The 22,565-nt window shown below is 37.7% G+C and carries 27 protein-coding genes; 12 read left to right on the top strand and 15 right to left on the bottom strand.

The genetic code is table 11. The features are described from left to right. Nucleotides 1-5: 5 nt before the first annotated feature. From fliE to fliS, 7 genes are all read right to left on the bottom strand, one after another. The gene (gene fliE, locus ACYQ03_RS07910) at nucleotides 6-296 is read right to left on the bottom strand and encodes a flagellar hook-basal body complex protein FliE (RefSeq protein WP_459909024.1); all 291 of its coding nucleotides are present in this window, start codon (nucleotides 294-296) and stop codon (nucleotides 6-8) included. A gap of 15 nt (nucleotides 297-311) precedes the next feature. Continuing rightward, nucleotides 312-749: a flagellar basal body rod protein FlgC gene (gene flgC, locus ACYQ03_RS07905; protein ID WP_459909023.1), complete on the bottom strand. Its 438-nt coding sequence runs from the start codon at nucleotides 747-749 to the stop codon at nucleotides 312-314. Between the two features lie 5 nt (nucleotides 750-754). After that, complete coding sequence (gene flgB / locus ACYQ03_RS07900; protein WP_459909021.1) at nucleotides 755-1,153, bottom strand: flagellar basal body rod protein FlgB; 399 nt, start codon at nucleotides 1,151-1,153, stop codon at nucleotides 755-757. Between the two features lie 412 nt (nucleotides 1,154-1,565). After that, entirely contained in the window at nucleotides 1,566-2,675 is a 1,110-nt protein-coding gene (locus ACYQ03_RS07895) for a DegT/DnrJ/EryC1/StrS family aminotransferase (protein ID WP_459910777.1), read from the bottom strand. Between the two features lie 68 nt (nucleotides 2,676-2,743). Further along, nucleotides 2,744-3,127 carry a flagellar protein FlaG gene (locus tag ACYQ03_RS07890; protein ID WP_459909020.1) on the bottom strand — a complete coding sequence of 128 codons (384 nt, stop codon included), beginning with the start codon at nucleotides 3,125-3,127 and terminating at the stop codon, nucleotides 2,744-2,746. Between the two features lie 21 nt (nucleotides 3,128-3,148). Next, nucleotides 3,149-3,565, bottom strand: coding sequence for a flagellar protein FliT (locus tag ACYQ03_RS07885; RefSeq protein ID WP_459909019.1), 417 nt, complete (start codon nucleotides 3,563-3,565; stop codon nucleotides 3,149-3,151). Then, nucleotides 3,558-3,947, bottom strand: a complete 390-nt coding sequence (gene fliS, locus ACYQ03_RS07880) for a flagellar export chaperone FliS (RefSeq protein WP_459909018.1) — start codon at nucleotides 3,945-3,947, stop codon at nucleotides 3,558-3,560. Before fliS ends, ACYQ03_RS07885 begins: the two co-directional genes overlap by 8 nt. A gap of 158 nt (nucleotides 3,948-4,105) precedes the next feature. On the opposite strand from fliS, the gene ACYQ03_RS07875 reads away from it, so the two are divergent. Together ACYQ03_RS07875 and csrA are read left to right on the top strand one after the other, a co-directional pair. Next, nucleotides 4,106-4,516, top strand: coding sequence for a flagellar assembly protein FliW (locus ACYQ03_RS07875; protein WP_459909017.1), 411 nt, complete (start codon nucleotides 4,106-4,108; stop codon nucleotides 4,514-4,516). Continuing rightward, a complete protein-coding gene (gene csrA, locus ACYQ03_RS07870; protein WP_459909016.1) occupies nucleotides 4,516-4,743 on the top strand; it encodes a carbon storage regulator CsrA in 228 nt (75 codons plus the stop codon). The genes ACYQ03_RS07875 and csrA overlap by 1 nt, the downstream gene beginning before the upstream one ends. 131 nt (nucleotides 4,744-4,874) lie before the next feature. On the opposite strand, the gene fliD is transcribed toward csrA, so the two are convergent. The 3 genes from fliD to ACYQ03_RS07855 are packed head-to-tail and all read right to left on the bottom strand — an operon-like array spanning nucleotide 4,875 to nucleotide 7,283. After that, on the bottom strand, nucleotides 4,875-6,761 hold the full coding sequence (gene fliD, locus ACYQ03_RS07865) for a flagellar filament capping protein FliD (RefSeq protein ID WP_459909014.1): 1,887 nt from the start codon (nucleotides 6,759-6,761) through the stop codon (nucleotides 4,875-4,877). A gap of 57 nt (nucleotides 6,762-6,818) precedes the next feature. Further along, on the bottom strand, nucleotides 6,819-7,016 hold the full coding sequence (locus ACYQ03_RS07860) for a YjfB family protein (RefSeq protein ID WP_459909012.1): 198 nt from the start codon (nucleotides 7,014-7,016) through the stop codon (nucleotides 6,819-6,821). A gap of 36 nt (nucleotides 7,017-7,052) precedes the next feature. Then, complete coding sequence (locus ACYQ03_RS07855) at nucleotides 7,053-7,283, bottom strand: hypothetical protein (RefSeq protein WP_459909010.1); 231 nt, start codon at nucleotides 7,281-7,283, stop codon at nucleotides 7,053-7,055. A 191-nt stretch (nucleotides 7,284-7,474) separates the two neighbouring features. Between ACYQ03_RS07855 and ACYQ03_RS07850 the strand changes: the two genes are divergently transcribed. The 7 genes from ACYQ03_RS07850 to ACYQ03_RS07820 all read left to right on the top strand — a co-directional run bounded on the left by ACYQ03_RS07850 (nucleotide 7,475) and on the right by ACYQ03_RS07820 (nucleotide 13,354). Beyond that, the gene (locus ACYQ03_RS07850) at nucleotides 7,475-7,921 is read left to right on the top strand and encodes a C-GCAxxG-C-C family protein (protein WP_459909008.1); all 447 of its coding nucleotides are present in this window, start codon (nucleotides 7,475-7,477) and stop codon (nucleotides 7,919-7,921) included. A 1,316-nt stretch (nucleotides 7,922-9,237) separates the two neighbouring features. After that, nucleotides 9,238-9,876: a GGDEF domain-containing protein gene (locus tag ACYQ03_RS07845; protein ID WP_459909007.1), complete on the top strand. Its 639-nt coding sequence runs from the start codon at nucleotides 9,238-9,240 to the stop codon at nucleotides 9,874-9,876. Nucleotides 9,877-10,628: 752 nt separating this feature from the next. After that, nucleotides 10,629-11,594 carry an MBL fold metallo-hydrolase gene (locus tag ACYQ03_RS07840; protein ID WP_459910776.1) on the top strand — a complete coding sequence of 322 codons (966 nt, stop codon included), beginning with the start codon at nucleotides 10,629-10,631 and terminating at the stop codon, nucleotides 11,592-11,594. A gap of 222 nt (nucleotides 11,595-11,816) precedes the next feature. Further along, nucleotides 11,817-12,218, top strand: coding sequence for a type VII toxin-antitoxin system MntA family adenylyltransferase antitoxin (gene mntA / locus ACYQ03_RS07835; RefSeq protein WP_459909005.1), 402 nt, complete (start codon nucleotides 11,817-11,819; stop codon nucleotides 12,216-12,218). Continuing rightward, nucleotides 12,215-12,640, top strand: a complete 426-nt coding sequence (hepT, locus tag ACYQ03_RS07830; RefSeq protein WP_459909003.1) for a type VII toxin-antitoxin system HepT family RNase toxin — start codon at nucleotides 12,215-12,217, stop codon at nucleotides 12,638-12,640. The genes mntA and hepT overlap by 4 nt, the downstream gene beginning before the upstream one ends. Continuing rightward, the gene (locus ACYQ03_RS07825; RefSeq protein WP_459909002.1) at nucleotides 12,615-12,968 is read left to right on the top strand and encodes a nucleotidyltransferase domain-containing protein; all 354 of its coding nucleotides are present in this window, start codon (nucleotides 12,615-12,617) and stop codon (nucleotides 12,966-12,968) included. Before hepT ends, ACYQ03_RS07825 begins: the two co-directional genes overlap by 26 nt. Continuing rightward, a complete protein-coding gene (locus tag ACYQ03_RS07820; RefSeq protein WP_459909001.1) occupies nucleotides 12,965-13,354 on the top strand; it encodes a HEPN domain-containing protein in 390 nt (129 codons plus the stop codon). The genes ACYQ03_RS07825 and ACYQ03_RS07820 overlap by 4 nt, the downstream gene beginning before the upstream one ends. A gap of 376 nt (nucleotides 13,355-13,730) precedes the next feature. On the opposite strand, the gene ACYQ03_RS07815 is transcribed toward ACYQ03_RS07820, so the two are convergent. The 4 genes from ACYQ03_RS07815 to ACYQ03_RS07800 form a co-directional block, all read right to left on the bottom strand. Next, complete coding sequence (locus ACYQ03_RS07815) at nucleotides 13,731-14,291, bottom strand: transposase (RefSeq protein WP_459908999.1); 561 nt, start codon at nucleotides 14,289-14,291, stop codon at nucleotides 13,731-13,733. A 229-nt stretch (nucleotides 14,292-14,520) separates the two neighbouring features. Beyond that, on the bottom strand, nucleotides 14,521-16,623 hold the full coding sequence (locus tag ACYQ03_RS07810) for a virulence-associated E family protein (protein WP_459908997.1): 2,103 nt from the start codon (nucleotides 16,621-16,623) through the stop codon (nucleotides 14,521-14,523). Between the two features lie 77 nt (nucleotides 16,624-16,700). Further along, nucleotides 16,701-16,955, bottom strand: coding sequence for a hypothetical protein (locus ACYQ03_RS07805; RefSeq protein ID WP_459908995.1), 255 nt, complete (start codon nucleotides 16,953-16,955; stop codon nucleotides 16,701-16,703). Between the two features lie 19 nt (nucleotides 16,956-16,974). Continuing rightward, the gene (locus tag ACYQ03_RS07800) at nucleotides 16,975-17,181 is read right to left on the bottom strand and encodes a helix-turn-helix transcriptional regulator (protein WP_459908993.1); all 207 of its coding nucleotides are present in this window, start codon (nucleotides 17,179-17,181) and stop codon (nucleotides 16,975-16,977) included. Nucleotides 17,182-17,367: 186 nt separating this feature from the next. Here ACYQ03_RS07800 and ACYQ03_RS07795 point away from each other — a divergent pair, with 186 nt between their 5' ends. From ACYQ03_RS07795 to ACYQ03_RS07785, 3 genes are all read left to right on the top strand, one after another. Next, nucleotides 17,368-17,952 (top strand): helix-turn-helix domain-containing protein, encoded by a 585-nt coding sequence (locus ACYQ03_RS07795; RefSeq protein WP_459908992.1) that lies wholly within the window; start codon nucleotides 17,368-17,370, stop codon nucleotides 17,950-17,952. A gap of 172 nt (nucleotides 17,953-18,124) precedes the next feature. Further along, a complete protein-coding gene (locus ACYQ03_RS07790; protein WP_459908990.1) occupies nucleotides 18,125-19,963 on the top strand; it encodes a hypothetical protein in 1,839 nt (612 codons plus the stop codon). Nucleotides 19,964-20,046: 83 nt separating this feature from the next. Further along, the gene (locus ACYQ03_RS07785) at nucleotides 20,047-21,216 is read left to right on the top strand and encodes a competence protein CoiA family protein (RefSeq protein WP_459908988.1); all 1,170 of its coding nucleotides are present in this window, start codon (nucleotides 20,047-20,049) and stop codon (nucleotides 21,214-21,216) included. 668 nt (nucleotides 21,217-21,884) lie between these two features. Here the strand turns inward: ACYQ03_RS07785 and ACYQ03_RS07780 are convergent. Then, nucleotides 21,885-22,496: a hypothetical protein gene (locus tag ACYQ03_RS07780; RefSeq protein ID WP_459908987.1), complete on the bottom strand. Its 612-nt coding sequence runs from the start codon at nucleotides 22,494-22,496 to the stop codon at nucleotides 21,885-21,887. Between the last annotated feature and the right edge of the window lie 69 nt (nucleotides 22,497-22,565).

The raw sequence follows: 22,565 nt of genomic DNA, 5'->3' as shown, positions 1-22,565 counted from the left end.
AGAAATTACAATTGTATTCTAGATATTTCTTGATAGGCTTCCACTAACTTATTTCTTACCTCGACTGCGAGCTGCATGGTCAGCTTTGCTTCCTGCATTGCCACAGTTACTTGGTGGATATCCTGAACTTCTCCCACCATGAAGTTTTGCATTACAGCATCGGCCTTGATTTGACTATTATTTAGTTTTTCGATGGCTTTGTTAAGTACCTCCCCAAAACCGGTGTCCCCTGCGTATTTATTATTAGAGACTGTTTCAGACACTGGCAAAAGCATAGGTACAGGTAGAATATTCATGTCTTAGTCCCCCTCTTAACCTCGGGAAATTTCCAATGCCTTGAGTGCCATGCTTTTGGCAGCATTTAAAGCAGTGACGTTTGCTTCATAGGTTCGACTGGCTGTTATCATATCAACCATTTCATTAACAACGTTAATATTAGGATAAGCTACATTGCCCTGTTCATCTGCCAGCGGGTGACTAGGATCATTGACAATTCGCGGTGGAGCAACATCCTCAACAATAGCTTGCACCTTGACCCCTGCGCCCTTGGGTTCTAGCCCATTAACCTGCAAGGTTTGCCTTAGTTGTTCAGCAAATAAAGGAACCTTTCGGCGGTAAACCATACCGTTTGGGTCGTTGGGTCGGCTGGCCGTATTCATATTGGCAATATTATTAGAAATCAAATCCAGCCTCAGTCGCTCAGAAGTCATCCCCGATGCACTGATGCTAAAGGTATCAAATAAGCCCATAGTTCCTACCTCCTACCTCCAATAACATTACCCAGTATATTAAAGTGATCAATGATTCCCTGGGAAATGACGTCATATTGGATGGTGGTGGCAGCCAGATTGACCATTTCCTCATCAATGTCCACATTATTACCATCAAAACGCATGGTTGTTTCGCTCACCTGCTTTACCTCTGGCTTTATTTCTGGTCCAGTAACACCAATATGCCAGGGATGTGTCCCCTTAAGCGAGTCGCTGCTTTTTCCCATGGCTATCTTAAGCTGATCCTCAAAACTGACATAGGATTTTTTAAAACCAGGAGTATTAATATTGGCAACATTATTGGCAATGACCCTCTGGCGCAGGGCAGTTGCATCCAACCCGGTTTGCAGTAGATTAAATATTGGAGTATCAAACATATTCATTAAATCATCCCTTATTTATTAAAAGTTAAAAAGTTGTGTTAAAGATATTAATTTAAGTTACGATAATATAATTAGAAGGCTACAAATTTGCGGATTTACTAAATTTAGTAAATTATGTAACCTTAAGTAAAGGTTCTACAATTTACAACAAATACCTTTTTTTCATGAGTTTTTGTAATGTTTTTTTAATTTATTTTATCAAATCAACCATAAAAAACGTCCGTACCAACGTACCGACGTATTTTTTTGTCAGCTTTCAAATTCAAAATATATTTTGTTACTTCTTGATTTATGTTATCGAAACATTCCATTGCATCATTGTATTTGACAACTAGGTACCTTGTCCATGATATTTACTATGACTCTAGTCCAAAAATTCATAGGACTAGAGTCTAATTATTTCATTATTTTCCTATAAACTGTTAATTATTTCAACAATTTTATTAATGCTTTCTTCGTCAAATTCCGATAAAACAGGTAAGTTTATAACTCGACTGTAAAAATCTTCTGCCTTAGGACAAAGGGGACCCTCAATGGTACAAACATCCGGGTGCCCCTGCCATAGGTATATGGGATGTAAATAAATAGGGTAATAGTAAACACAGGCTGGAATACCCTGATTAATTAACCTTTCTACAATTTGCCGTCGTCTGGCGATAAGTTTTTCTCCCTTTAAGAGGACAGGGAAAGAATACCAAGCTGCATCACACTGTTCGGTCTTGTTGGGCAATTCCAAATCTGGGACCTTTGCCAGACAAGCAAAGTACCTCTCCGCAGTCTCCCTTCGTTGGTCTTGCAGTTTTGCTAAGTTCTGAAGCTGCTTTAAACCCATGGCGGCCTGCATGCTGGTCATCCGATAATTAAAGCCAATTTCCTGGGCTTCATAGTACCAAGGTCCTTCATTTTTTATCAAATCCTCTGGGTTAAACATCAAACCGGTGTCACGAAATAAGGTAAGCCATCGATAGTACTCCTGGGAATTTGTTGTCACCATACCTCCCAGTTCGGTATAAATTCCCTGGCTATGGGAAAAGTCAAACACCGTTAAATCACTGACTGTTCCAATTTTCTTGCCACGATAGGTTGCACCCAGAGCTTGGCTAGCATCCTCTATGATGACAATTTCTTTGTCCTTGATGACACTTTTCAGTTCATCCATAGCACAGGGTTGTCCCGCATAGTGGGTAGCAATGATTACTTTGGTGTTAGAGGAAATACGCCAACGAACTGCTTCGGGATCCAGCAACCCTGTTTGGGGATTGACATCGGTGTAGATAGGAACAGCGTCTAAATAGCGAATGGCATGGGCCACTTCGGGATGGGCATTGGGAGATAGAATAACCTCATCCTTATGGCTAACTCCAGCAGCATAGAGTGCCGCATGTAGGGCTGCAGTACTATTGGCAACTGCCACTGCATATTTCGCCCCTATAATTTGGGCAAAGGCCTCTTCAAACTCTTTTACTATTTTTAGTCCCTTTTCCATTCTCTGACCCCTTTGCATAGTTTTAGCAAATTTTATTATACGTCGTTTGTTATAAAATAAACAACTAAGAAAAATAAAAAACCAGTCAAAGTGACTGGTTATGACTAGGCAAATTTATCAACAACGATACCGAGTATTTCTCTAAAATAGGCTACCATATTTAAGACCCTTTCCGGGGGTATTTCCCGAATAACGGTATCATCCTTGGGGTTAATTATTTTTACAATATATTCCCCGCTCTTCTCATGTAATTTAAAGCGGAGTTCAGTATTGTAGGTTTCCATTGTTTTGTTCAGTTTATCTATGGCCTGTTCAGCTTGACCTTTGTTAAATTTACTTGCGATGTTTTCCTTCTCTGCAGGATTATCTAAGCTGTTAGTTACACCCTCAGTTTTATCAGTCTTCTTTAAAGGGTCCTGTTCTCTTAAAGAAGATTGTTGTGAATAATCAACTGCTATACCTGGCACCCCGCCCAAACCTTCAATCATTTTTCTCCACCCTTCATAATTCTATTTTTTATTATCAATAAAGTAGCCATTGTTTTGGTTTTGTCTGGGGTAATATGCTTGTTTGACTTGCTTACGTTTGGTTACATCTTTTATTTTCCCTTTCACAAAGACCTGCGCCTTTGATAAATCTTCTTTATATTGGGCATCAAGATCAATTATCTCTTTGATTAGATCTTTAATCTCCACCTTTATGTCCTGAATCTGTTTGGTTTGAGAAGTATCAAATAGAGCAATTTGTTTATCAAGCTCATCTACTTGACTCATCAGTTCCTGACGCTTGGCCAAAAAGTCTATTAACTCATTTTCATGCACTTGCTCAGTACCGATAGTCTTTGACATTTCAGTGGTAAGCTTTAACAACTCTATTACTGCATTTTTTTTACATTGGTAGAGCATCTCCAGAGTCTCTTTACCCAAGGGAAACACCTGTTTTTACTTGTTTAACGGCCTGCACCCAGGTATCTCTAATTTCTTCGGCAAAACCGGTAACTTCCTGCAGGATTAGGTTATCTTTTTTTAGGTTTCCTTCCACCAGTCTGCGGTTCATATAATCATACATTTGTTCCAGGTTTTTTCCCACCTCTACGCTGGTGTCAAGGGTGTTTAAAAGATGATTCAAGATATCTTGGGCATGGGTAATGCAATTATGGGCTAACTGTATTTCTTTATTGGTTATATGTCCCTGGGCCAGTTTTAGGTCTTTCACCAGTCTGTTATAAAGCATTGTGGTTAGCTCCTCAGGACCGGCACTCATGATGGCATTTTGCTGGTAATTTTTATAAGGGTCCTTGGCAATCATTGCTTTTCCTCCATCCTCTTCAATCTAATTATCTCAGGGATGTTCTTTACACCACTGGGCTTCTATAGTTTTTTTCGGATATTTCTCGGGTTTCTTGAGTCTATTTATGGTACATTAGAAAGAAAACCTTTAGTATACTTCACAAGGAGGCCATCATAGTGGAGCAAACGCTTGAGATCTTTTTTGCCCAAGGTCTGCCGGGTTTTGAAAACCTGCATCATTTCAACTTAAGTCATGCCTTTGAGGGAACAGAGCTTTACTACTTACAATCCACTGAAGAAGCAGACATCTGTTTTCTTTGTATCAACCCTTTTCAATATACCAAGAATTATGAATTTGTTTTAACTGAAACTACCCAGGAAGAGCTGGAGATTAAAGGGTTGGAGGAGGTTGCAGTATTTAACATTGTTAACATCAACGGCAGTCTGGAACAGGCCACTGTCAATTTACAAGCACCGGTTATCATAAACATTGCCTTGGGCAAAGGTACACAACTGATCTTAAATGATGCCGCTTTAAGTATAAGGGAGTCCCTCAAAAGTTTATTACAAGGGACGGTGGCAAAATAATGCTGATCTTATCCAGAAAAAAGAATGAATCTATCTGCATTGGCGATAACATCACCATAACGGTGGTGGATATTAGTGGGGATAACATTAAAATTGGCATTGATGCTCCGAAAAACATACAAATTTTTCGCAAAGAACTATTAAAGGCCATTGAGCAGGAAAATAAAAATGCTGCTTCACCTAAGTCCGTGATTGAAGGCCTGGCTCAATTAATTAAAGGTGAGTAAATAAAAAGGGAGTGTCACAACACCTGGTTAGTGGGTAAATGACACTTCCTTTTAAGCATAGTAGGGAACGCCAACTGTGGCGTTCCGCACCGCATAGGAACCACCACATTTTGGAATTTATCAAACAATATTTAGGCCCCACTGCCAAATTGCTGCATGAGCCAGGCACTTTGTTGATTTAGCTGATTTAGTGCTTGTTCCATGGCGGAAAATTGCCGCCAATAGCGGTCTTCAATTTGTGTTAGACGGTCTTCCCAACTGTCGATATCATCATTAACATTATCAATTCGTTTGCCCAAATAGCTTTCATCATCGGTTTTATTGCCGGTCATGCCTGCTTTATCTATAATGGTGGTAATGGTAGAACCAATGCTATCGGACAACTTCTGGGCTATGCCCTGGGAGCTGTCGGTAAACAAATCTACGATACCATCAAGGTCATTGGCAATGGCCTCTCGCAATTTCTTTTCCCCTTGTTCGGTGATTTCCAGCTTACCGGTGGTATAATCTGCCGTGGTTGTAATGCCAATTTTGGAGAGGCTGGCAACTGTCAGGCGCATTTTGTCCCTGATCTGTCTTAAAGTATCATCACCACGCAACAGGCCACTGCGTGCCCGTTCCTTCCACTGGTCAATCTGATCATCGGTAAGTTTCTCTCTTTGTTCATCTGTTAAAGGCCAGGTATAATCCTTGTAGCGCTTTTCATTAAGTTTGCCTTCAATTAATTCCAGGGTCTTATTGTACTCATCCACAAAGGATTTAATGGTATTGTATACACCTTCAGCATCTTGACTAATAGTTACCTGCACTGCTGTCTCAGTGGTATTGTAGATATTGTAGGTAATACCGTTAAGGGAGATGTTGTTAGTAGTATAAACATCATTAATAACCAAATCATCAATTACAACATTGGCATTAAGGCCTTCTTTGTAGGTTACGCCAGTAGGAACAGTGCTGTTTACTATATCGCTGGTATATAATTTTTTACCCGCCTCAGTGAGCTTAAGTGCATCTGATAAAGCAGTGCTGTCCAAATTGATCTGGTGCTCCTTACCAGTTTTGCTGGTTGTCAGAAAGAAACGGTCTAAGGTTTCATCGTAAGAGGCCCGAACTGTCCATTCTTTGCCTCCGGATACAGTGGCAGTCACTGCCTTAGCGATACCCACTTCCTTAGAAGTGATAGTTAACTCTCTCGTGTTGGCCGGATCAATGGTGAGCTCAACATTATCGGCAGCTAAGTCTGTTTTAAGTTTTTCTACTAATGAAGCAACCTTATCCGGTCCGGCCAAATCTTCAATTTTATAGGCGTAGTCAACACCCATGGCCAATTTTGCCTCGGACTCAATGCCATAGCCATTGGCATCGTAAAGTCCTACGGATTTATTACCAATTTTAATGACTAAACCATTCACCAGAGCATTTTCGGAGAATTCCAAGGTTTGAACTTGCTTTTCACCGACAATATTTTTTTCAGGATCAGCATCAACGGCAGCCTTAATAATGTGGGAAGCAACACCTTCAACCCTCTGATTATTTATCCGCCTGACCACATCATAAATACTTTCCTTATTGGGATCAAATTTAAATACAGTCCCGTTGATAAGAAGTTTTTCTTGATCACCAAGGCTAGAAATTTGGTTTTTCAACGTTGTTTTATTATCACTTGAGCCAATTTCAGCACCCGTAATGGCTGCCCCCTGTGCCAATCTCGTAACCTTTATGGAATGGGTACCTTCGGCAGCACTGGCACTGGCTGATACTGCCACAGCATCTTTATTGGAGGAAGTGGCCAATTTGGTTTGAAAAGTCGAGGTAAGCCTCATTTTAAAAACATGATTATCCCGAAAACTGCGAAAAGTAGAGTTGATTGTTCTAAAATCTTCCTGCTGCCACTCTAAGGTCTGTTTTTCCTGCTCCAGTTTATCTACTTTCATGCGTTCGACTTTCATTAAGTCCATGACCAATTGATCAATATCCATACCGGAGGCTAAGCCACCAATTCTCATATTAGAGGACATAAAATACCACCTTCCCGTGGAACTCTACTTTATTTATCGGTGGTTATGGTATTTTCTTTAGACATACAAATCTATTCTGTTACCTAGATGATCTGCTTTAGCCTGGGGAATCGAATGTCCTCCTTTTCCCAACATCTCAGTTAAGAAATTGCCATTTTCTTCAGCTGTATTCATTACTTTCTTTAAAACAGCAACACCAACATTCTGTTGTAATTTAACTTGATTCTTCATAATGGATAAAGCTGCAATATCCAATTACAACCCCCCTTAAATAACTTTTATTAGTTATGCCTAATTATAGACCTCAGGCTCCACAACATTTTCCAAGGTGCGAATTTCACTGGCTAGCTCATAAACACGAGATTGAATATTGGCAATCTCCTCCTGCCCAAGTTCTTTTCCCGCAACCTGTTCAGCCAGTGCTTTCATTTCTCTAAGCTTTTCTTCTATTATATTGAGTATCTGAATTCTGAACTTTACCTTTTTTAATTCCTCCTGCAGTAAAGCTTCTTCATTTATCAACAACATCAATCCCATCTACTGTAACTGGGGCAATAATTTTTTATATTATTCTACCACATTATTGAGTGTTGCTCCTATTCATCCGCAGGCGAATCTTCTTATGATTGATATACAAGATCCAACACAAAAGTTAGTAGGAAATTTTATCTTTTTAGAGAAGTATACATCATTTAATACAAGGAGGTTTTAGCATGGATAACAATATATCAACTGAGGCACGTAACAAGGCAGGCGGTTACTATAAGCAAGGATATAACTGCGCAGAAGCGATCTTCTTAGCTTTTCGGGAGTATTTGGCACCAGAAATGAATCCAGAACAAGTAAAGCTCATAACTTGTTTTGGTAGTGGTTTGGGACATGCTGGGTGTATGTGTGGGGCTTTATCGGGGTCTGTTATGGCCATAAGTATGCTTAAGGGTAGAACCACTAATCAAGTCTCCCGCGACGAAGCCTATGCTGTAGTTAGTCAGTTTCATGACCGCTTTGAAGCAAAGTTTGGCTCCACCTATTGCAAAGTATTAAATCAACATCCCTTTGAATCAGCAGAACAACTGAAAAACTGCTTAAAAATTACTGGTGGAACCGCCAAGCTGTTAATGGAATTTCTACAGGAAAAAGGTTTGTATAAAGCAGAATAATCGGCAAATCTCACGTTCAAAAAACAAGGGTAAAGTATGGCTAACATTTGTGCAAGTACTATGAATAGATCTTATAAGGAAAAAGATATAACTAGCTACAGAGTCGAGTGAGAAGGGGGATTGCATGGAATTAGGGTTATTGTTAAAAAATATAGCTTTAGAAATCATCGCTGGCCTAAGCGCCTCTTATTTGTTTTTCTTTATATATTCCAGGTTTAACCCAAATGTAAAGATAACCAAAACGAAAGTTCTTCTATTGGCAATGTTATGGGTTACATTACGATTAATTCAGTGGTTTACCAATAATTAGTAGAATAAGCAGGGAAAAGCATTAGCCTTTAAATTACTCCTTCAGAATAATACTCGTTTAATACTTTTCCCTTGTTCAACGGGCTAGCTTCCCCTTATCCATATCTAACCTCACCTTTCCCCAACAACTAGTAAATCTATTGTTAATGAAAATCTATTGTTAGTTTAAGATAAAACATAATGAACCATACCATAGTTAAAGACATAACAGTAAAATGGCCGCATCCTCCTGAAAGAGAGATAAGGCCATTTTTTTTTACAAAATAACTTGGTATTTAGCACCGGTCAAAAATAAGTAAAATCTAGTTTCAGTAGTTGAGACGCACATCTATTGCATGTTTACTTAGATAGATAATCGTTGTTATAATATAGCAAAATGCGACAAAAAATAATATCGAATAAGTTTTAAATAGTATTATACCAATATGTTGCATTAGATATGTAATATAGGTATATTGTTGTTTTTTAAAGGAAGTGGATGAACAATTAATACAATACTTGCGGTACAGATTAATATTTTTATGGTTATATTATTGTCAAGCATTACAGCTCATGCTTGGTTTAAATTGAATAGGAAAGAAAACGTCCATAAGTTTTTTTTGGTATTAATACAGCTAACTATATTAATATTGGTATTAGAAATTTTGAGTGTCTTGCTAAATTCCAGTAATTATATTAATTTAATTAATTCACATAGGTTGGTTGATACATTAGGGTTCACATTGGCACCCTTGGTGCCGATTTGTGCAACACTATATACATATGAAAGAACGAGCAGATTCAAAAAAATAAATAGTAATAAGGTTCTATGCCTCAGTTTGCCATTTTTAGTAAATGCTATTATATCACTGGGAAGTTATAGCTTTAATTGGATATTTACGATAACCGATGAGAATATTTATGTACGGGGTCCATTGTTTTTTATTTCGCCGCTAACAAGTTACTGTTATTACTTTTTAAATTTACTTGTTTTATATCAAGCTCGTAAGAAACTCAGTAGGGAAGAATTGATTATACTTAGTTTGTTTGCAATATTTCCTTCCTTGCTCTCTATTTTTCAACTGTATTACTTTATATATTTAACAATTTGGAACAGTTTAGCCATTGCAATTGTAATTAACTATATTTATATTATACACAGTCAGACTAAGCTTGACCCGTTAACACGAATAGGTAATCGTATTGCCTATGATGAACACCTTACAATTTTGAGCAGGAAAAAGAACATTGTTTTAGCCGTTCTATATATTGATTTAGACGATTTCAAAACTATCAATGATGTCTATGGTCATGATGAAGGAGATAAGGTGTTGCGCATATTTGCTAGACAATTGGAAGAAGCATTCGAGTGGAAAGGGGTTTCCATTCGTTTAGGTGGTGATGAATTTATTGTCTTGATCAACGAAAACCGAACGAAAGTTTTAAAAGGGTATATAGAACAACTAAATAATAATATTTATAACTATAATGTAAGCAGTAACAAGCCTTATAGTATTAAATATAGCTATGGAATGGCTATATTTAATAGTTCATATAAGAATATACATGAACTTATTCAGTATTGTGATAAGCTCATGTATGAGAAAAAAAATAAAAAACATAAAGGAATCTCTAAAGCTAATAGATTAGTTAATCTTCAAAAATAATGGAACGATAAAGTAGGCGTACCTTAGTCGGAGAGGGGAAGAAGTTATGTTTGGAGTAAATCCAATCTGCTCTTAAGTGTCCTTTATTCTTTCCTCATACCGTTCTCTTCCATACTTCTCCCCTTAAGTTCCACACCCAGAGAGTCATAAACTAACAAGGAAACTCCTCTATATAAACCAGCCTTAATAAGAACTCTTTTTCTCTCCTGCATAGAAAAGGTTAAGTTGATATACAGGACCAATTAATGTAAGTAGGATCAGTTTTCGCTAAATTTGGAAGAGACGGGAGGCCTGCCGGAATTACAGCGAAGAATCACTTGAGTAATTAAAATTTTAATGGTAAAATTAGTAAAATTATGTTAAAAAAACTTTTTAGTTAATAAATAAGTGATGATAGTGAAACAAATTAACTTAGATTAAATGTTAAGTCCAGATAAAAACGTCCAAATTTTCAATTCCAACTAAGGTTTTATGCAAATTTACCTAAAAAAGAACGAATAAACCGAAAGGAACGAGTTTTCGAATAGAGCAATTTTATCCAAGCTGGAGTGCTCTCAAAGGGAAGGGGTTCTTGTAAAGAATGGTAGGAAGTGGAGATTTTATATCTGAAGTAGATATTCAGCTAATTAAAAAGAAGCTTATCGATGTTTAAGAACAGCCCATCCACAAGAACCAAGGAACCATTCCTTGGTTCTTGCAGTATGATTAAAGTGCCTGGCACTTTAGCAAACTAAAGCGTAGAGGTGAAAATGATGTTGTCTGAAGTTTTCCCCAATATTTATCTCAATGAAATTCCTCTCCCAAACAATCCTCTAAAATCACTAAATAGTTACATATTTGTATCTGACAAAAGAAATCTTATCATTGATACTGGCTTTAACCTCCAGGCCTGCCAGAATGCTTTTATGAAGGGGGTAAAGGAACTTAATATTGATCTTTCCAAGACTGATTTGGTCTTAACCCATATGCATGTTGACCATTCTGGGTTAGCTGACGACTTAAGGAAATCAGGCTGCAGGGTTTTTATCAGTAAATTGGATGGGGACATACTCAATTCTTTTCGGGCTTCAACCTATACTGTAATTAAGAAAATGAACAATGCACTTGATCTAGACCAGAAAGGCCTTACAGTTAATAACAAGGAATTTGGCAATACCAGTACTGAAATGCTTGATTATTGTCCAATCTGTGAAGGGAACATATTTGAGGTCGGTTCTTATGTACTGGAAGTGACAGATATTCCAGGACATACACCTGGTCACATTGCTTTATATGAACGGAAGCATAAGTTACTGTTTTCCGGTGATCATATTCTAAACGAGATTACACCAAATATTACCTTTTGGGGTTATGAGATAGATAGCTTAGGAAATTATATCGATAGCCTCAAGAGGATATATGAGTTTAATATTGACTTGGTCTTCCCTGCACATCGTAGCATTATCAAAGATTATCGCAAAAGGATTAAAGAACTTATTGTCCATCATGAGGATAGATTGGAGGAAATATTACAGATACTCCGAGAAGGGAAAAAAACAGCCAGCCAGACTGCAGCAAAAATGCATTGGGATCTGAGTTATGATAGTTGGGAGGATTTTCCCGGAGCACAGAAATGGTTTGCCTCAGGTGAAGCTATGTCACATCTGGAACACCTAGTCTATAAAGGTACTGCCCAAAGGATAATGGACAATGAGACTGTTTATTACCAATTGCTATAAAAATGCTGGCAACTCTATTTACCGTTGTCGAAACTTGTAGGTACCAGGTACCTTCGTACCTTCGTGAACGTGCATTCATGCGCTATAATTAGTTTAAGTGGTAAGGCAAGTGAGGCTGACTCCCCCACCCTTACATAATAAATTAACGTACAATTCTTTTAGAGAAATTATATTGGTATTAAGGTTTAGTAATTATATAATGGTAATAATTGGGGTGTTTTCATGAAAACGATTAGTGAAAAAGATATACTCCTAATTAATAGGTATCTACTCGAAAAGGTTTCACCCTATTTGATTATGCTTTTTGGTTCTGCGGTCAAAGGTACTTTTAATGAAACAAGTGATATTGACATTGCCTTCCTCAGCGATATTACTCACAATGACTATGACTTATTTATAATTGGACAAGGGCTTGCCGATATGATTGGCAAAGAGGTTGATTTAGTTGATCTTAAGAACGCCTCTACCGTATTTCAAGCACAAATCTTCTTTACAGGGAGAGAAATCTTTTGTAATGATATAAATAAAAAAAGACTCTTTCAAGTTTTGACTTATAAAAAATATGCTAAATTAAACGAAGAAAGAAAGCCTATCTTATTAAAAGCAGAAAGAGGACTCCTATGATGGACGACGTCGTTCTCAATAAAAGCCAAATTATTCATCGCTGTATACAGAGAATTAACCAAGAATATGCTAGTAACCCTGATAATCTTTACAACTTCACTAAACAGGACTCAATTATTCTTAATCTACAAAGGGCCTGTGAAGCTTCCATAGATTTAGCCATGCATGTAGTTGCTGAAAAAAATTTAGGCCTGCCTCAATCTAGTCGGCAAAGCTTTGAATTACTCTTTCAGAATGGTATTATTGGCAAAGAAATAGCTGATCGCCTTAAAGCCATGGTAGGATTCAGAAATATTGCTGTCCATGATTATCAATCCCTTAATCTTAATATATTGCAAAAAATCATTGAACTCCACCTTAATGACTTCTTGGATTTTTCCAGGACAATTAATAAATATGTCAGAGCTGACGAAAAAAACTAAAGGATCCCTTAGCGAAAACCAACATAAGACACTTCAACGATGTAAGGAGATTATTCTTGAAGTCGTTCCTAATGCTCAGTTAATACTCTATGGTTCAAGAGCCCGGGGAGAGGCAATGGAAGATTCAAACTATGATTTATTGGTCATAATTGATGGTCCTATTAATTGGCAACTAGAACGATTAATTGGCGATAGAATATACGAACTTGAATTGGAAACTGATAATGTTCTTAGTATTCAGGTCATATCTTCGGAGGCCTGGAACTCCCACTCCTATCAATCGCTACCTTTCCATCAAAACGTAATTAGGAATGGGATAACCATATGAATGAAGAGATTCTCCAGTTAATAAACTACAGATTAAGTAGGGCTGAAGAGTCCATAGAAGAGGCTGCTCTCCTTTTTAATTCCGGTCATTTTAATACTTCCGTAAATAGGCTTTATTATGCATGTTTCTATGCTGTCTCAGCATTACTACCAACAGAAGGCATGAGTTCCCCAAAACATAGCGGTATAAGATCACTGTTTAATCAATACTGGGTTAAGCCTGGGCGAATTAGTATAGAGTTAGGTAAATTCTACAGAACTATATTTGATTACAGACAGAAGGGCGATTACACAGATTTTGTATGTTTTGATATTGAACAAGTAGATCTTTTAATTGAAGAAACTAAAGCCTTTGTACAAATAATCAAAGGTAGGTTGTCCATTTAGAAGAGACAAAAGAAACCTCTTCTATTTTACTTTAAGAATTATATGCAGCTATCGAAATTTATCCTTAACTATCAATTGTCTAATTTTGTAGGTACCGGGTACCTTCGCGAACGAGGCCTGCTCTGCAGGGAATCCTGTTCGCCGAGTATGCCTATCCTGACACCAAAAGCGGCCTCCTGCTTGAATTTTGAAGCATGAGACGGCTTTTCCGCATTTGTTGTCGTTTTTTCCTGCCTATTATATACTTTTTATCCCTGCCACTGGCATAATTTCTTTACCGCTATTCTGCGCGGGTGGTAACACTTAAAGAACCGGCCCTTGGTTCCTTTGCAGTATGACTAAAGTGCGCCACTTTAGCAAAGTAACGCGACATACACTATTTTTCTATTAATGGACTTCTTTCCGCCTCAACATATTTCTTATATTTTTCTTGTGAGTTATCTCCGAAAATGTTTAATATTTTCTCTGGCTTCAATAAATCATCCTTTTCCTTGATAATGAAATATTGGTAGCTACTCCAAGGATATTGGGTAATATCTTCACAGAGCGGTACTTTTGTATTAACTGGGTTTAGGTGGATATATCTGCTATTTTCTAGTAACTGTTTATCATCAGTAATTAATTTTGCAATAAACCTGTCTTGATATAGTCTTCCAACAAACTGGTACTTTTTATTGAAGTATTTTACATAACGCCAATTAAACTTGGTCATTATCTGTGTGATACTATGTTCTAAAGTCTCAACGATCATATGAAAGTGATTGGTCATCAGACAATAACAAAGAACATGATAGGAATACTCTTTGCGCAGTTCACTAAGAATTGATAAAAAAATAATCCTGTCCTCATCATCTCTAAAAATATTTAGCCTATGATTTCCCCGGCAAATCACGTGGTATATTGCTCCCGGATACCATACCCTTGGTTTTCTACCCATACTTCCTACCCCCATCAATATTTTAAAAAATTTATACATTTTATTCTAGGAGTAGTTCATTTTTCCTGCATTGTACAAACCAAGTGCCCGGGGGCGGTGCCTGGTTCCGTCCGCTGGTAACCTTTCATGCTCGTTTATCATCCTCATGCGAAGACGGTACCTGGCACCGCCTAGTAACCTTTCATTGAAACCACCTGACCCAAAAGAAAACATGCAAAAAGCCAATTCTTTAGTTAACTGAAGTGCCATGCTCGACAAAGTAAAGCGACGCCAGGAGCTTTACTTTGTCGAGCATGGCTTCTTGCTGGTATTTTAATGCTAGAGTTGCTGATTCACCCTTTAAGATTAACTCTTCACTTTGCTTATATCTAAAAATAGCTTCAGCCCAAATCTGGTCCACTTCTTTCTTGGTTAACATATCCCACATGTTTTTCTCGCCTTTCCTTACATAAACTGGCCAGTACCTTCTGTTCCCGGTTACGTCTCTTAGGATTCCTTTTTCTGAATTGGTGGTGCCAACGATAATACACTGCCTTGGATGGCTCTCCACGTAAACGCCATAACTATGTCTGAACTTATCATCTAGCCTTGTGATGAAAGCCTTCACCAGTTCAAGATCCATCTTGCGTAGCCCAGCAAGTTCACCCAACTCTAATATCCAGTAACCTTGAAGTTTTTCAGCTGATGCCTTGTCCCTCATATCTGAAAGAGTTAGGCTGTCTGAAAACCACTCCATTGCCAGCTTTGAAAAGAGGGTAGATTTACCAATACCCTGTTCTCCGATTAAGATTAAAACATTATCAAATTTAATGCCGGGTTCATAGATCCTCGCTACTGCAGCCACTAAGGTTTTTCTCATCACATCCCGTGTATAGCAATTATCCTCGGCACCAAAATAGTCGATAAGTAACCTATCTACTCTTTTCTTTCCGTCCCAAACTGGTAGGGAATTGAAATAATCTTTAATAGGATGAAAGGCCCTTTCTGATGCAGTTGTAATGAGAGCATCTTTGAACTTTGATGGTGAATAGATACCATACTTCTTGTCCATTAGAACCTTGGCATTGCACAAATCTGAATCGTTCCAGCCAGGCTTTACCTGTTTCCAAGGCGGCTCACCTTTTATATCCAGCCGGTGCGACAATTCGTTATAGGCAATGGAGGTAAATAGCTCATCATGGCGAAGAATTTCAGTAATGTTACTTAAGGTATCTTTTACCCCACCATTTTTATTGACTTCAAGCTTTACCTGCCATGAGTCATTATTATCTTCTGGGCTAAAGTCCTCATTAAGTTGCGCCATACGATCATTTGCTAGCTGCATTCTTACCTTTTCGTCTTCTGCCGAAAATTCTAGCATCGCTTTGTAGGATGGAAGCTTGGTAGAGGACATATCTTCTTTCATGTTTTCGTCAAGATCGATAAATTTATGTATTCTTACAAGGTCAAAGGCGTTTAATAATTTGCCACAAGCAGGATCTGTTGCGTGGTGAGAATAGACGTATTTATCATCATAAATAATCACCCCTGCTGATGAATCTGCTGGGATATAATCATAACGTTCTTCTACGACACTCGGTGCATAAACATCAGCTAGAAAATTTTTAATCACAGCAGTGATGCTGTAGCACCTGCAAAAGGCACCCACCAGTCCAGCTTTGGTTAATGGGTCCTTTTGTTTTCCTAAATTCCTTTCAATGATTGTTGTCTGCCTCGATGATACCGGCCATGACGATGAGTCTCGCCAGTTCTCATAAAGCCCTAAGATATTATCTGGGTTTAAAAATTCACCCTCAATAACTTTAAAATAGTACTCACCATCCGAAGATGTGCTAGGCCAGTACATAAGCCGGTTTGGTTCATAGGTGGTGTCATCAAAGATTTCAATACCGATTTGCTTAGCAACCATCCTGCTGATGGCCTGGTACTCATCTGCTGACACTGGCCTGGATAAGGGAATGATGATCCTTAACCTTGGCTTTTCAGATGTGTGTTTGTGAGTGGAATAGATGCAGCAGGCGTAGTCATAGAGCATTTCAATATTGGATGTAATGAGTTCAGCATCATCAGCATAATCCATGTCCAATGTCAACATCGAGCGGCAGATGACGTTTTCTTTTTTCCGTCTTCCGTCCTTTAGTTCCCCAGCCACAAAGCCACCTACGTCTTTTACGTTGTCTTGTTGATACTTTTTCATTTTCAGGTATTCTTTTTGAGTTTCGCTAGTAATGGTGGTGCGGGAGAGCCGTTTTACGAACTCATCCCAAGGCACCGTTTTATGCTTCAAGAGCTTGTCCCTTCGGCTGTTGCCAGTTGATATAATGAAATTCATAGCGCCCTCCTGTTCTAGTATTTAGAGTTATAATGTAGCTGATATGGTACACATCGTTATCAGCTGCATTTATATTTTTAAAGCTCCTTTGCGCTATTCCATGGTTCATCTGTAATCTGGATTGTGTCTGAAACATATGTAGCCAGATTGGTGTATTCACAAAGAGTATAGATATATTCCGTATCACAACCTGTCTCTGATAAAAGGGTCTTCACCACATCTATAACCTCCTGATTTTTACTTTGAGCTAGCAATCTTAACTGTTCTAGTATCCTCGCGATAATAACTTCTGCACCATACTTTTCGATAAGCATTTCTAATGTGTTATTCATTTAAATTCCTCCTGAGTTATTATTTAATTGAGCCAGTGTAAGTCGGAAAAATTTCTTCAATATCTACCTGCAACGCATCAGCAATCTTACGAGCGTTAACAAGACTGGGAACTGAATTATTAGCAAGAACAGCATAAATATAAGATTTTGATAAACCTGTTTCCCTAATCACATCAGTTATTTTGATATTTTTTGCTTCAATGACTTCTCGTATCTTGTTTTCCATGTATCTCACCTCTCTTCTTGAAAATTACTGTACCATTTCACCGGACATTTGTAAAGAAAAACATTCTCATAAACCGGACAAGATTGTTTAACAAGCTACTTTTACGCATAAATTAAGAAATAACGGTTTACTTTATCGGACAAATGATTATAATAGATGTAAGATGTATTCGAGAGGAGAGTCCCAATGCTAAGTGAAAATTTGAAAAGACTACGCAAAGAAAAGAAGTTAAGCCTAAGGGCTTTATCTGAAAAAGCAGAGGTATCAAAAAGTACACTGAATGATATTGAGAATAATAATGTTAAAAGCACAACCATAAATACTTTGGAAAAAATAGCTGATGCATTAGGTGTGTCCGTTAGTTATTTAATCTGTGAGTCTATTGATTACATTTTGGAAACAAGACTTGAAGATCTAGGTATAACCTTTGAAGATTTGGCTAAACAAACCGGTTTATCTGTTCAATATTTAGAAGGATTAGGCAGTATTGTTCCAAATGAATGGGATTATCAAAAAGTAAAACGTATAGCCAACATTCTTAAGCTCAATCCAGAATATTTAATAACTGCATTAGCAAAACTAGAACCGCCCATTATTGACGATCCTTTCTCAAGTACCGCAGAAGAAGATTTTGTGACAGAAGATCCATCCCTGTCAGAAACGGAGTTATTTACATTAGCTGCCCGCATCGTTGACTACGAAGAACCTTTAACCGAACTAGATATTGAAAAAATGAAGTTGGCATTAAAGGTTGCTTTAGGACAAAAATGAAATGATACAAAAACGACATGATTTTTGAAAGTAGGCCTTCTTTTATGGTGTATTGTTGGTGCAAGTTTAAACAGGTTGTTATTATGTTCCCTCAGAAGTATATTTTGAGGGAACTTTTTTATTGGGGGTGTCAAGGCATGAACTAAATCTTGTTTGGCGAAGATTGTCTTAATTGCAGGATTTTGGAACTTTTAGGAGAAAAATAAAAAATATTCTTTTCAGACAATGTATGGGAAAGGAGAAGAATATGCTGGAATTTATTTTTCCTAGTGGCATAATTCTTGGTTATTTCTATTTACGTCACAAAAGAATTGAACACGTAAAAGAAAGGGCTTCATCAAAGGTTCCAAAGGAAAATAATCTTACTTGGACTTTTGACCGAGATATTGAAGATTGGAATAAAAAACATCATAACGGAAACTATCCTGTCTCTAATACCAATAATCACGAAGTTAGTAAGGTTGGTTCGTACAAAGAGGCTGCTATATTGGGAACTTTGGGCTCAGCCCCGTCCTTCTTTTATTACTCTAACATCGATGATAATGTTATGGAGGCTATAGACTTTTCTTTTGAAAAAGATCTGTCTAATTTTAATGACCTACACGATTACATACAAGAAAAATACTTTGATGTTATTGGAACGCCTTCGGCTGATGGTTGGATGAACAGACTAGAGGGTTATGTTACGGAACAATACGCCTTTGATGTGTTAACCAAACTAGGACATGATGTAAAGCTCCCAAGTGATTCAAACCAAGAGGGATGGGATCTATTAGTAGATGGCCAACCTTGGCAAGTTAAAGGGGGTACTGACCCAGGTAAAATCACTGAGCACTTTGAAAAACATCCCGACATACCGATAATAACCAGTTCAGATTTAAAACAACATTTTCCTGATAATGAAATGGTTGTGGGTTACGATGAACTAGATCCAGCACTCTTGGAAAATGCAACTGTTCAATCATTAGAGGGGATAAATGGCCTTAATGATACTATGGGATTGGGAATTCCCGTTATTACTTTAGCAGTTTCTTCATTTAAAGAGTTTAATCTTTTAATTGATGATAAGACAGAGCTTATGGATTCTTTTAAGAATGTTGCTTTGGATGTGGCTGGAACAGGTGGTGGTGGGTTTGTAGGTGCTCAAGTAGGTGCAACCGCGGGTGCTATTGCAGGACCTCCAGGTGCACTTATAGGTGGTTTTTTGGGCGGACTTGCCGGAGCAGTTGCCGGTCGTATGCTAACTAATTCCATTAAAACCCATGAATTGGAAAAGGCAAAAGACCATTATATTAATCAGGTAGAAAAAAGTAAAACATTCTTAGATGACCTACAAGAAAACCAAAGAAGATCTTTAAAGAATCAGTTTCAGATAATAAATAAGGTATTAAATGTGAGCAAGGATAAGTTAATTAAAGATTATGAAGCTAACAAGATAGATTTCAATCAAGGGGTTTTGGATAACCAGAAAAAAATTGTAGAGGAAACACCTAATATATTGAAGTCAATTAAGGTAGAGTTAAACAAATCCGAGAAACAGATTTTGAGTAACCTTAAACCAAACCCAATTAGAAAATTGCTTTTCCCTTCAGAAGACGATTTTCTATTTGATATGACTAAGCAATGGTTTGAAAAAAGGTATGGAATTATAGATGAGGCGATATTAAGGTTCGAAATGGTTCCTCTAACCGAAGAAGGTATTTCAAAAAGATATTTGGAAATCACAGAATTTTTTGCTACATATCAAGCTAATAATGAAGACTTACATGGATTGTTTTTAAATATAGACAGAGAGGTAGCGAATTTTAGGCAGAAACAACTAACTACTAAAAGGAAAATGTTTAGTTTTATCGACAAGGCTGAACGTTCGGTGCGTTCAAAGGTTGAACTATCCTTTACAAAAATTCATGATGGTTGTAAAAGGGAACAAGAAAAGATAAATAAGTGCAAAGAAAAACTAAGAACAGAGGCTGATAAACTTGGAATAGAAATTCCGGGACTAACTGATTAATATAAATACAAGTGCCTCAAAAATAAAATTGTTATGCCAATTGGGGTGTTGGTGTAACAATACAAGTAAAGAGGTATAGTGAATTGGAAAAATGTATTTTTAAAAACAAAACTGTATATGCAAATAATGTTACAAAACATTTCATTGATGAGAAGTTAATTAGAGAAGCTGGTGGGAAAAATCAGCTTTTATGTTATGGGTGTGGCCAACCGGTTACTTATAATAGAGGTGAAATAAGAAAAGCCTATTTCTCTCACAAAAAGGACCATGAAAAATGCGACTATGATAAGTATTCAAAGCTATGCCAGAACCGCTCAGAGGGATGGCATAAAATTAAAGAGATGCTTTATCAGCATTTTGTGCATAGATATCCAAATGCAGAGATTGAAAAAAGTGATAAACTGATTCCTAATCACTGGACAGATATATCAATTACGTTAGGAACAGATAAAAAATACGCTATAGAAATAGCTGATAAAAGAATAAGTTCAAAAAAGCTTACGGATATATGCACTGTCTATAAAAATAACAGTATAATATTTGACTGGATAGTGCTAGATAAGGTTACTGATTTGCAGACTGACATGGATGCTTATTATATTAAAAGAGCTCGTCTAAACGAGTCTGCTAATAATACGTTGATTGTTGTAGACATAGATGATCTATCATTAGCAATGTACAAAATGGATATAAATAAATATATCTATACCCACACTACTATAGAGCATTCATTCGAAGGAAATATCTTTTGTTATAAGACCACTGTGGGAAATTTAATTTTAAAAGACGATAGCTTATCAACCGAAGGTTTTGACGAAAAATATGCCGATTGGTTAAATTGTAGAAAAAGTGAGTTTGAAGCTGAGAATGGTATACGCCAAGAGAGAAGTTTACGAAGACGGGAAAAATCAAAAAATAATAACACCTCAGTAAAATCGGGCGTACTTCAAAATAACCACTTTAAAAACCCCTCAAGGCTTAACCCGAGATACCATGGAAGGGTATATACTGAGTGGTCAGAAGTTGATTTTAGAAATATAGTTGTAAGTATTGCTAAAGGACAATCTTCTTATTTGCTTAAGCAGGTTGAAGGCAGACTAAAACAAGCTGGATCATCTGAGTTTTTTGCTTTTATAAGTCTTTATGAAAAAGCTAAAGAAGCTGTTAAAGAAAAACCTTATGCCCAACAATATGTAGATGTTTTTGAACAAATACTCATAAATATTGGACGGGACTCTTACCTTATTAGATAACCCTATGTCTTTCATTACTATTAGCTAGTTGCCGCTGCCATTAAACGGGAGTATAAATAGTTTGTTGTGAATAGGTTCTTTACCGTTTTAAATTTTATTACTACTTAGTTGCCAATAATTGTTATTAATATTCATGGTTCTTACCCATCAAAAGGATAGGGCAATGCAAGAGCAACCCGAGCGTTTGATGGAGTTCTGCCGAGGATAGGGGTGGCATTATTTGCAGGCCCTATCCTTGGGGGAATTGTCCATCATCCAGTCCCTAATGGGCGTAGTAAAAGTTTTTTAAGACTGCCTCAATGGCTTTCTCCGCTGGGGTTCCTTCTATTTTGCTTGGGGAGGAGGTTTGCCTCCCTTAGGGCTTGTAAAAATTAAACACACCTTCAATTAGCAGCCTACTTTATTCCAATTAGCTAAGGATTTCCTCGAGCAATTGCTTTTTAACCGCTATCTTGCTGTCTACGCTTAAACGTTGAAGTTTCCCGCAACGCTCCAAGACTCGCTACAAGAGGTTGGCTAACCTTACTGGACAGGTTCACACCCGCTATATGATACGACCTTGCTCGACCGCACTGCCAGGCACCTTTTGGAAATAACTGTAAAACCATAGAGGCCACCTCCTACTGGCAGCCTTCGTTTACTCTCCTGCTTTGAAATCGTTCTTGGCTTTAGCCGCTCGCAAGAAACCTTTCTGCCTGTTTCTTCATATCACGAAAGCTAAGCCATTCATGGTCCCTTTCTATCGTTTGTATCGCTTCTTGCTCGCCTAGGAACATATAAATTACCAGAGGAAGATACCGATACACGTTGATCTCTTCCAGCAAATCAATCACTTGTTCTTTTAATTCTCTGACCCGACTTTCATTCCCTTGAACCATCTCTCCCCATACTTGTGACATGAGGGAAAAAAGCACACCGGATCGGTACCCTGTTCCTTCTTGGATGGAAAAGGCGCGGTTGGCGTAATTCTTTGCAGTCGGATGCCTACCCGAACGAGCGGACAATATTTCCGCAATGGCCATGGCGGAATAGGCTTTACCGATTTCAATGGGAGAGTCAAGGCTTTCATTCAAGCGCAGAGCTTTTTCTCCATATTCCAAAGCTTTCATGGGTAGAATCCAGCAATAAGTTTCCGTTAAGTTAACGTAGATTTTTGCAACAAGTCCCAATGAATCCAGCTCAGTGGCCCATTCCAGCGACTGATAGTAATATGTGAGCGCAGTATCAAACATCATATTGAAACGGTAGATATGCCCGATAATGCGAAGGGTTTCGGCCAACTCCAATCTCTCCGACTGGTCCATCTCCAGGATCGATTCTAGAGCACGCAAGGCCTGCTTGAATTTTCC

It is taken from the genome of Desulfotomaculum defluvii (genome assembly GCF_054657375.1).
This window is presented reverse-complemented; position numbering and strand designations above follow the sequence as displayed.

Bases quoted from the DNA above. Each gene is read 5' to 3' on its own strand.
- ACYQ03_RS07840 (WP_459910776.1), top strand. From the start codon at position 10,629: ATGTTGTCTGAAGTTTTCCCCAATATTTATCTCAATGAAATTCCTCTC.
- ACYQ03_RS07820 (WP_459909001.1), top strand. From the start codon at position 12,965: ATGAATGAAGAGATTCTCCAGTTAATAAACTACAGATTAAGTAGGGCT.
- flgB (WP_459909021.1), bottom strand. From the start codon at position 1,153: ATGAATATGTTTGATACTCCAATATTTAATCTACTGCAAACCGGGTTG.
- csrA (WP_459909016.1), top strand. From the start codon at position 4,516: ATGCTGATCTTATCCAGAAAAAAGAATGAATCTATCTGCATTGGCGAT.
- fliE (WP_459909024.1), bottom strand. From the start codon at position 296: ATGAATATTCTACCTGTACCTATGCTTTTGCCAGTGTCTGAAACAGTC.
- flgC (WP_459909023.1), bottom strand. From the start codon at position 749: ATGGGCTTATTTGATACCTTTAGCATCAGTGCATCGGGGATGACTTCT.
- ACYQ03_RS07890 (WP_459909020.1), bottom strand. From the start codon at position 3,127: ATGATTGAAGGTTTGGGCGGGGTGCCAGGTATAGCAGTTGATTATTCA.
- fliD (WP_459909014.1), bottom strand. From the start codon at position 6,761: ATGTCCTCTAATATGAGAATTGGTGGCTTAGCCTCCGGTATGGATATT.
- ACYQ03_RS07850 (WP_459909008.1), top strand. From the start codon at position 7,475: ATGGATAACAATATATCAACTGAGGCACGTAACAAGGCAGGCGGTTAC.
- hepT (WP_459909003.1), top strand. From the start codon at position 12,215: ATGATGGACGACGTCGTTCTCAATAAAAGCCAAATTATTCATCGCTGT.
- ACYQ03_RS07815 (WP_459908999.1), bottom strand. From the start codon at position 14,291: ATGGGTAGAAAACCAAGGGTATGGTATCCGGGAGCAATATACCACGTG.
- ACYQ03_RS07800 (WP_459908993.1), bottom strand. From the start codon at position 17,181: ATGGAAAACAAGATACGAGAAGTCATTGAAGCAAAAAATATCAAAATA.
- ACYQ03_RS07810 (WP_459908997.1), bottom strand. From the start codon at position 16,623: ATGAATTTCATTATATCAACTGGCAACAGCCGAAGGGACAAGCTCTTG.
- mntA (WP_459909005.1), top strand. From the start codon at position 11,817: ATGAAAACGATTAGTGAAAAAGATATACTCCTAATTAATAGGTATCTA.
- ACYQ03_RS07805 (WP_459908995.1), bottom strand. From the start codon at position 16,955: ATGAATAACACATTAGAAATGCTTATCGAAAAGTATGGTGCAGAAGTT.
- ACYQ03_RS07825 (WP_459909002.1), top strand. From the start codon at position 12,615: ATGTCAGAGCTGACGAAAAAAACTAAAGGATCCCTTAGCGAAAACCAA.
- ACYQ03_RS07795 (WP_459908992.1), top strand. From the start codon at position 17,368: ATGCTAAGTGAAAATTTGAAAAGACTACGCAAAGAAAAGAAGTTAAGC.
- fliS (WP_459909018.1), bottom strand. From the start codon at position 3,947: ATGATTGCCAAGGACCCTTATAAAAATTACCAGCAAAATGCCATCATG.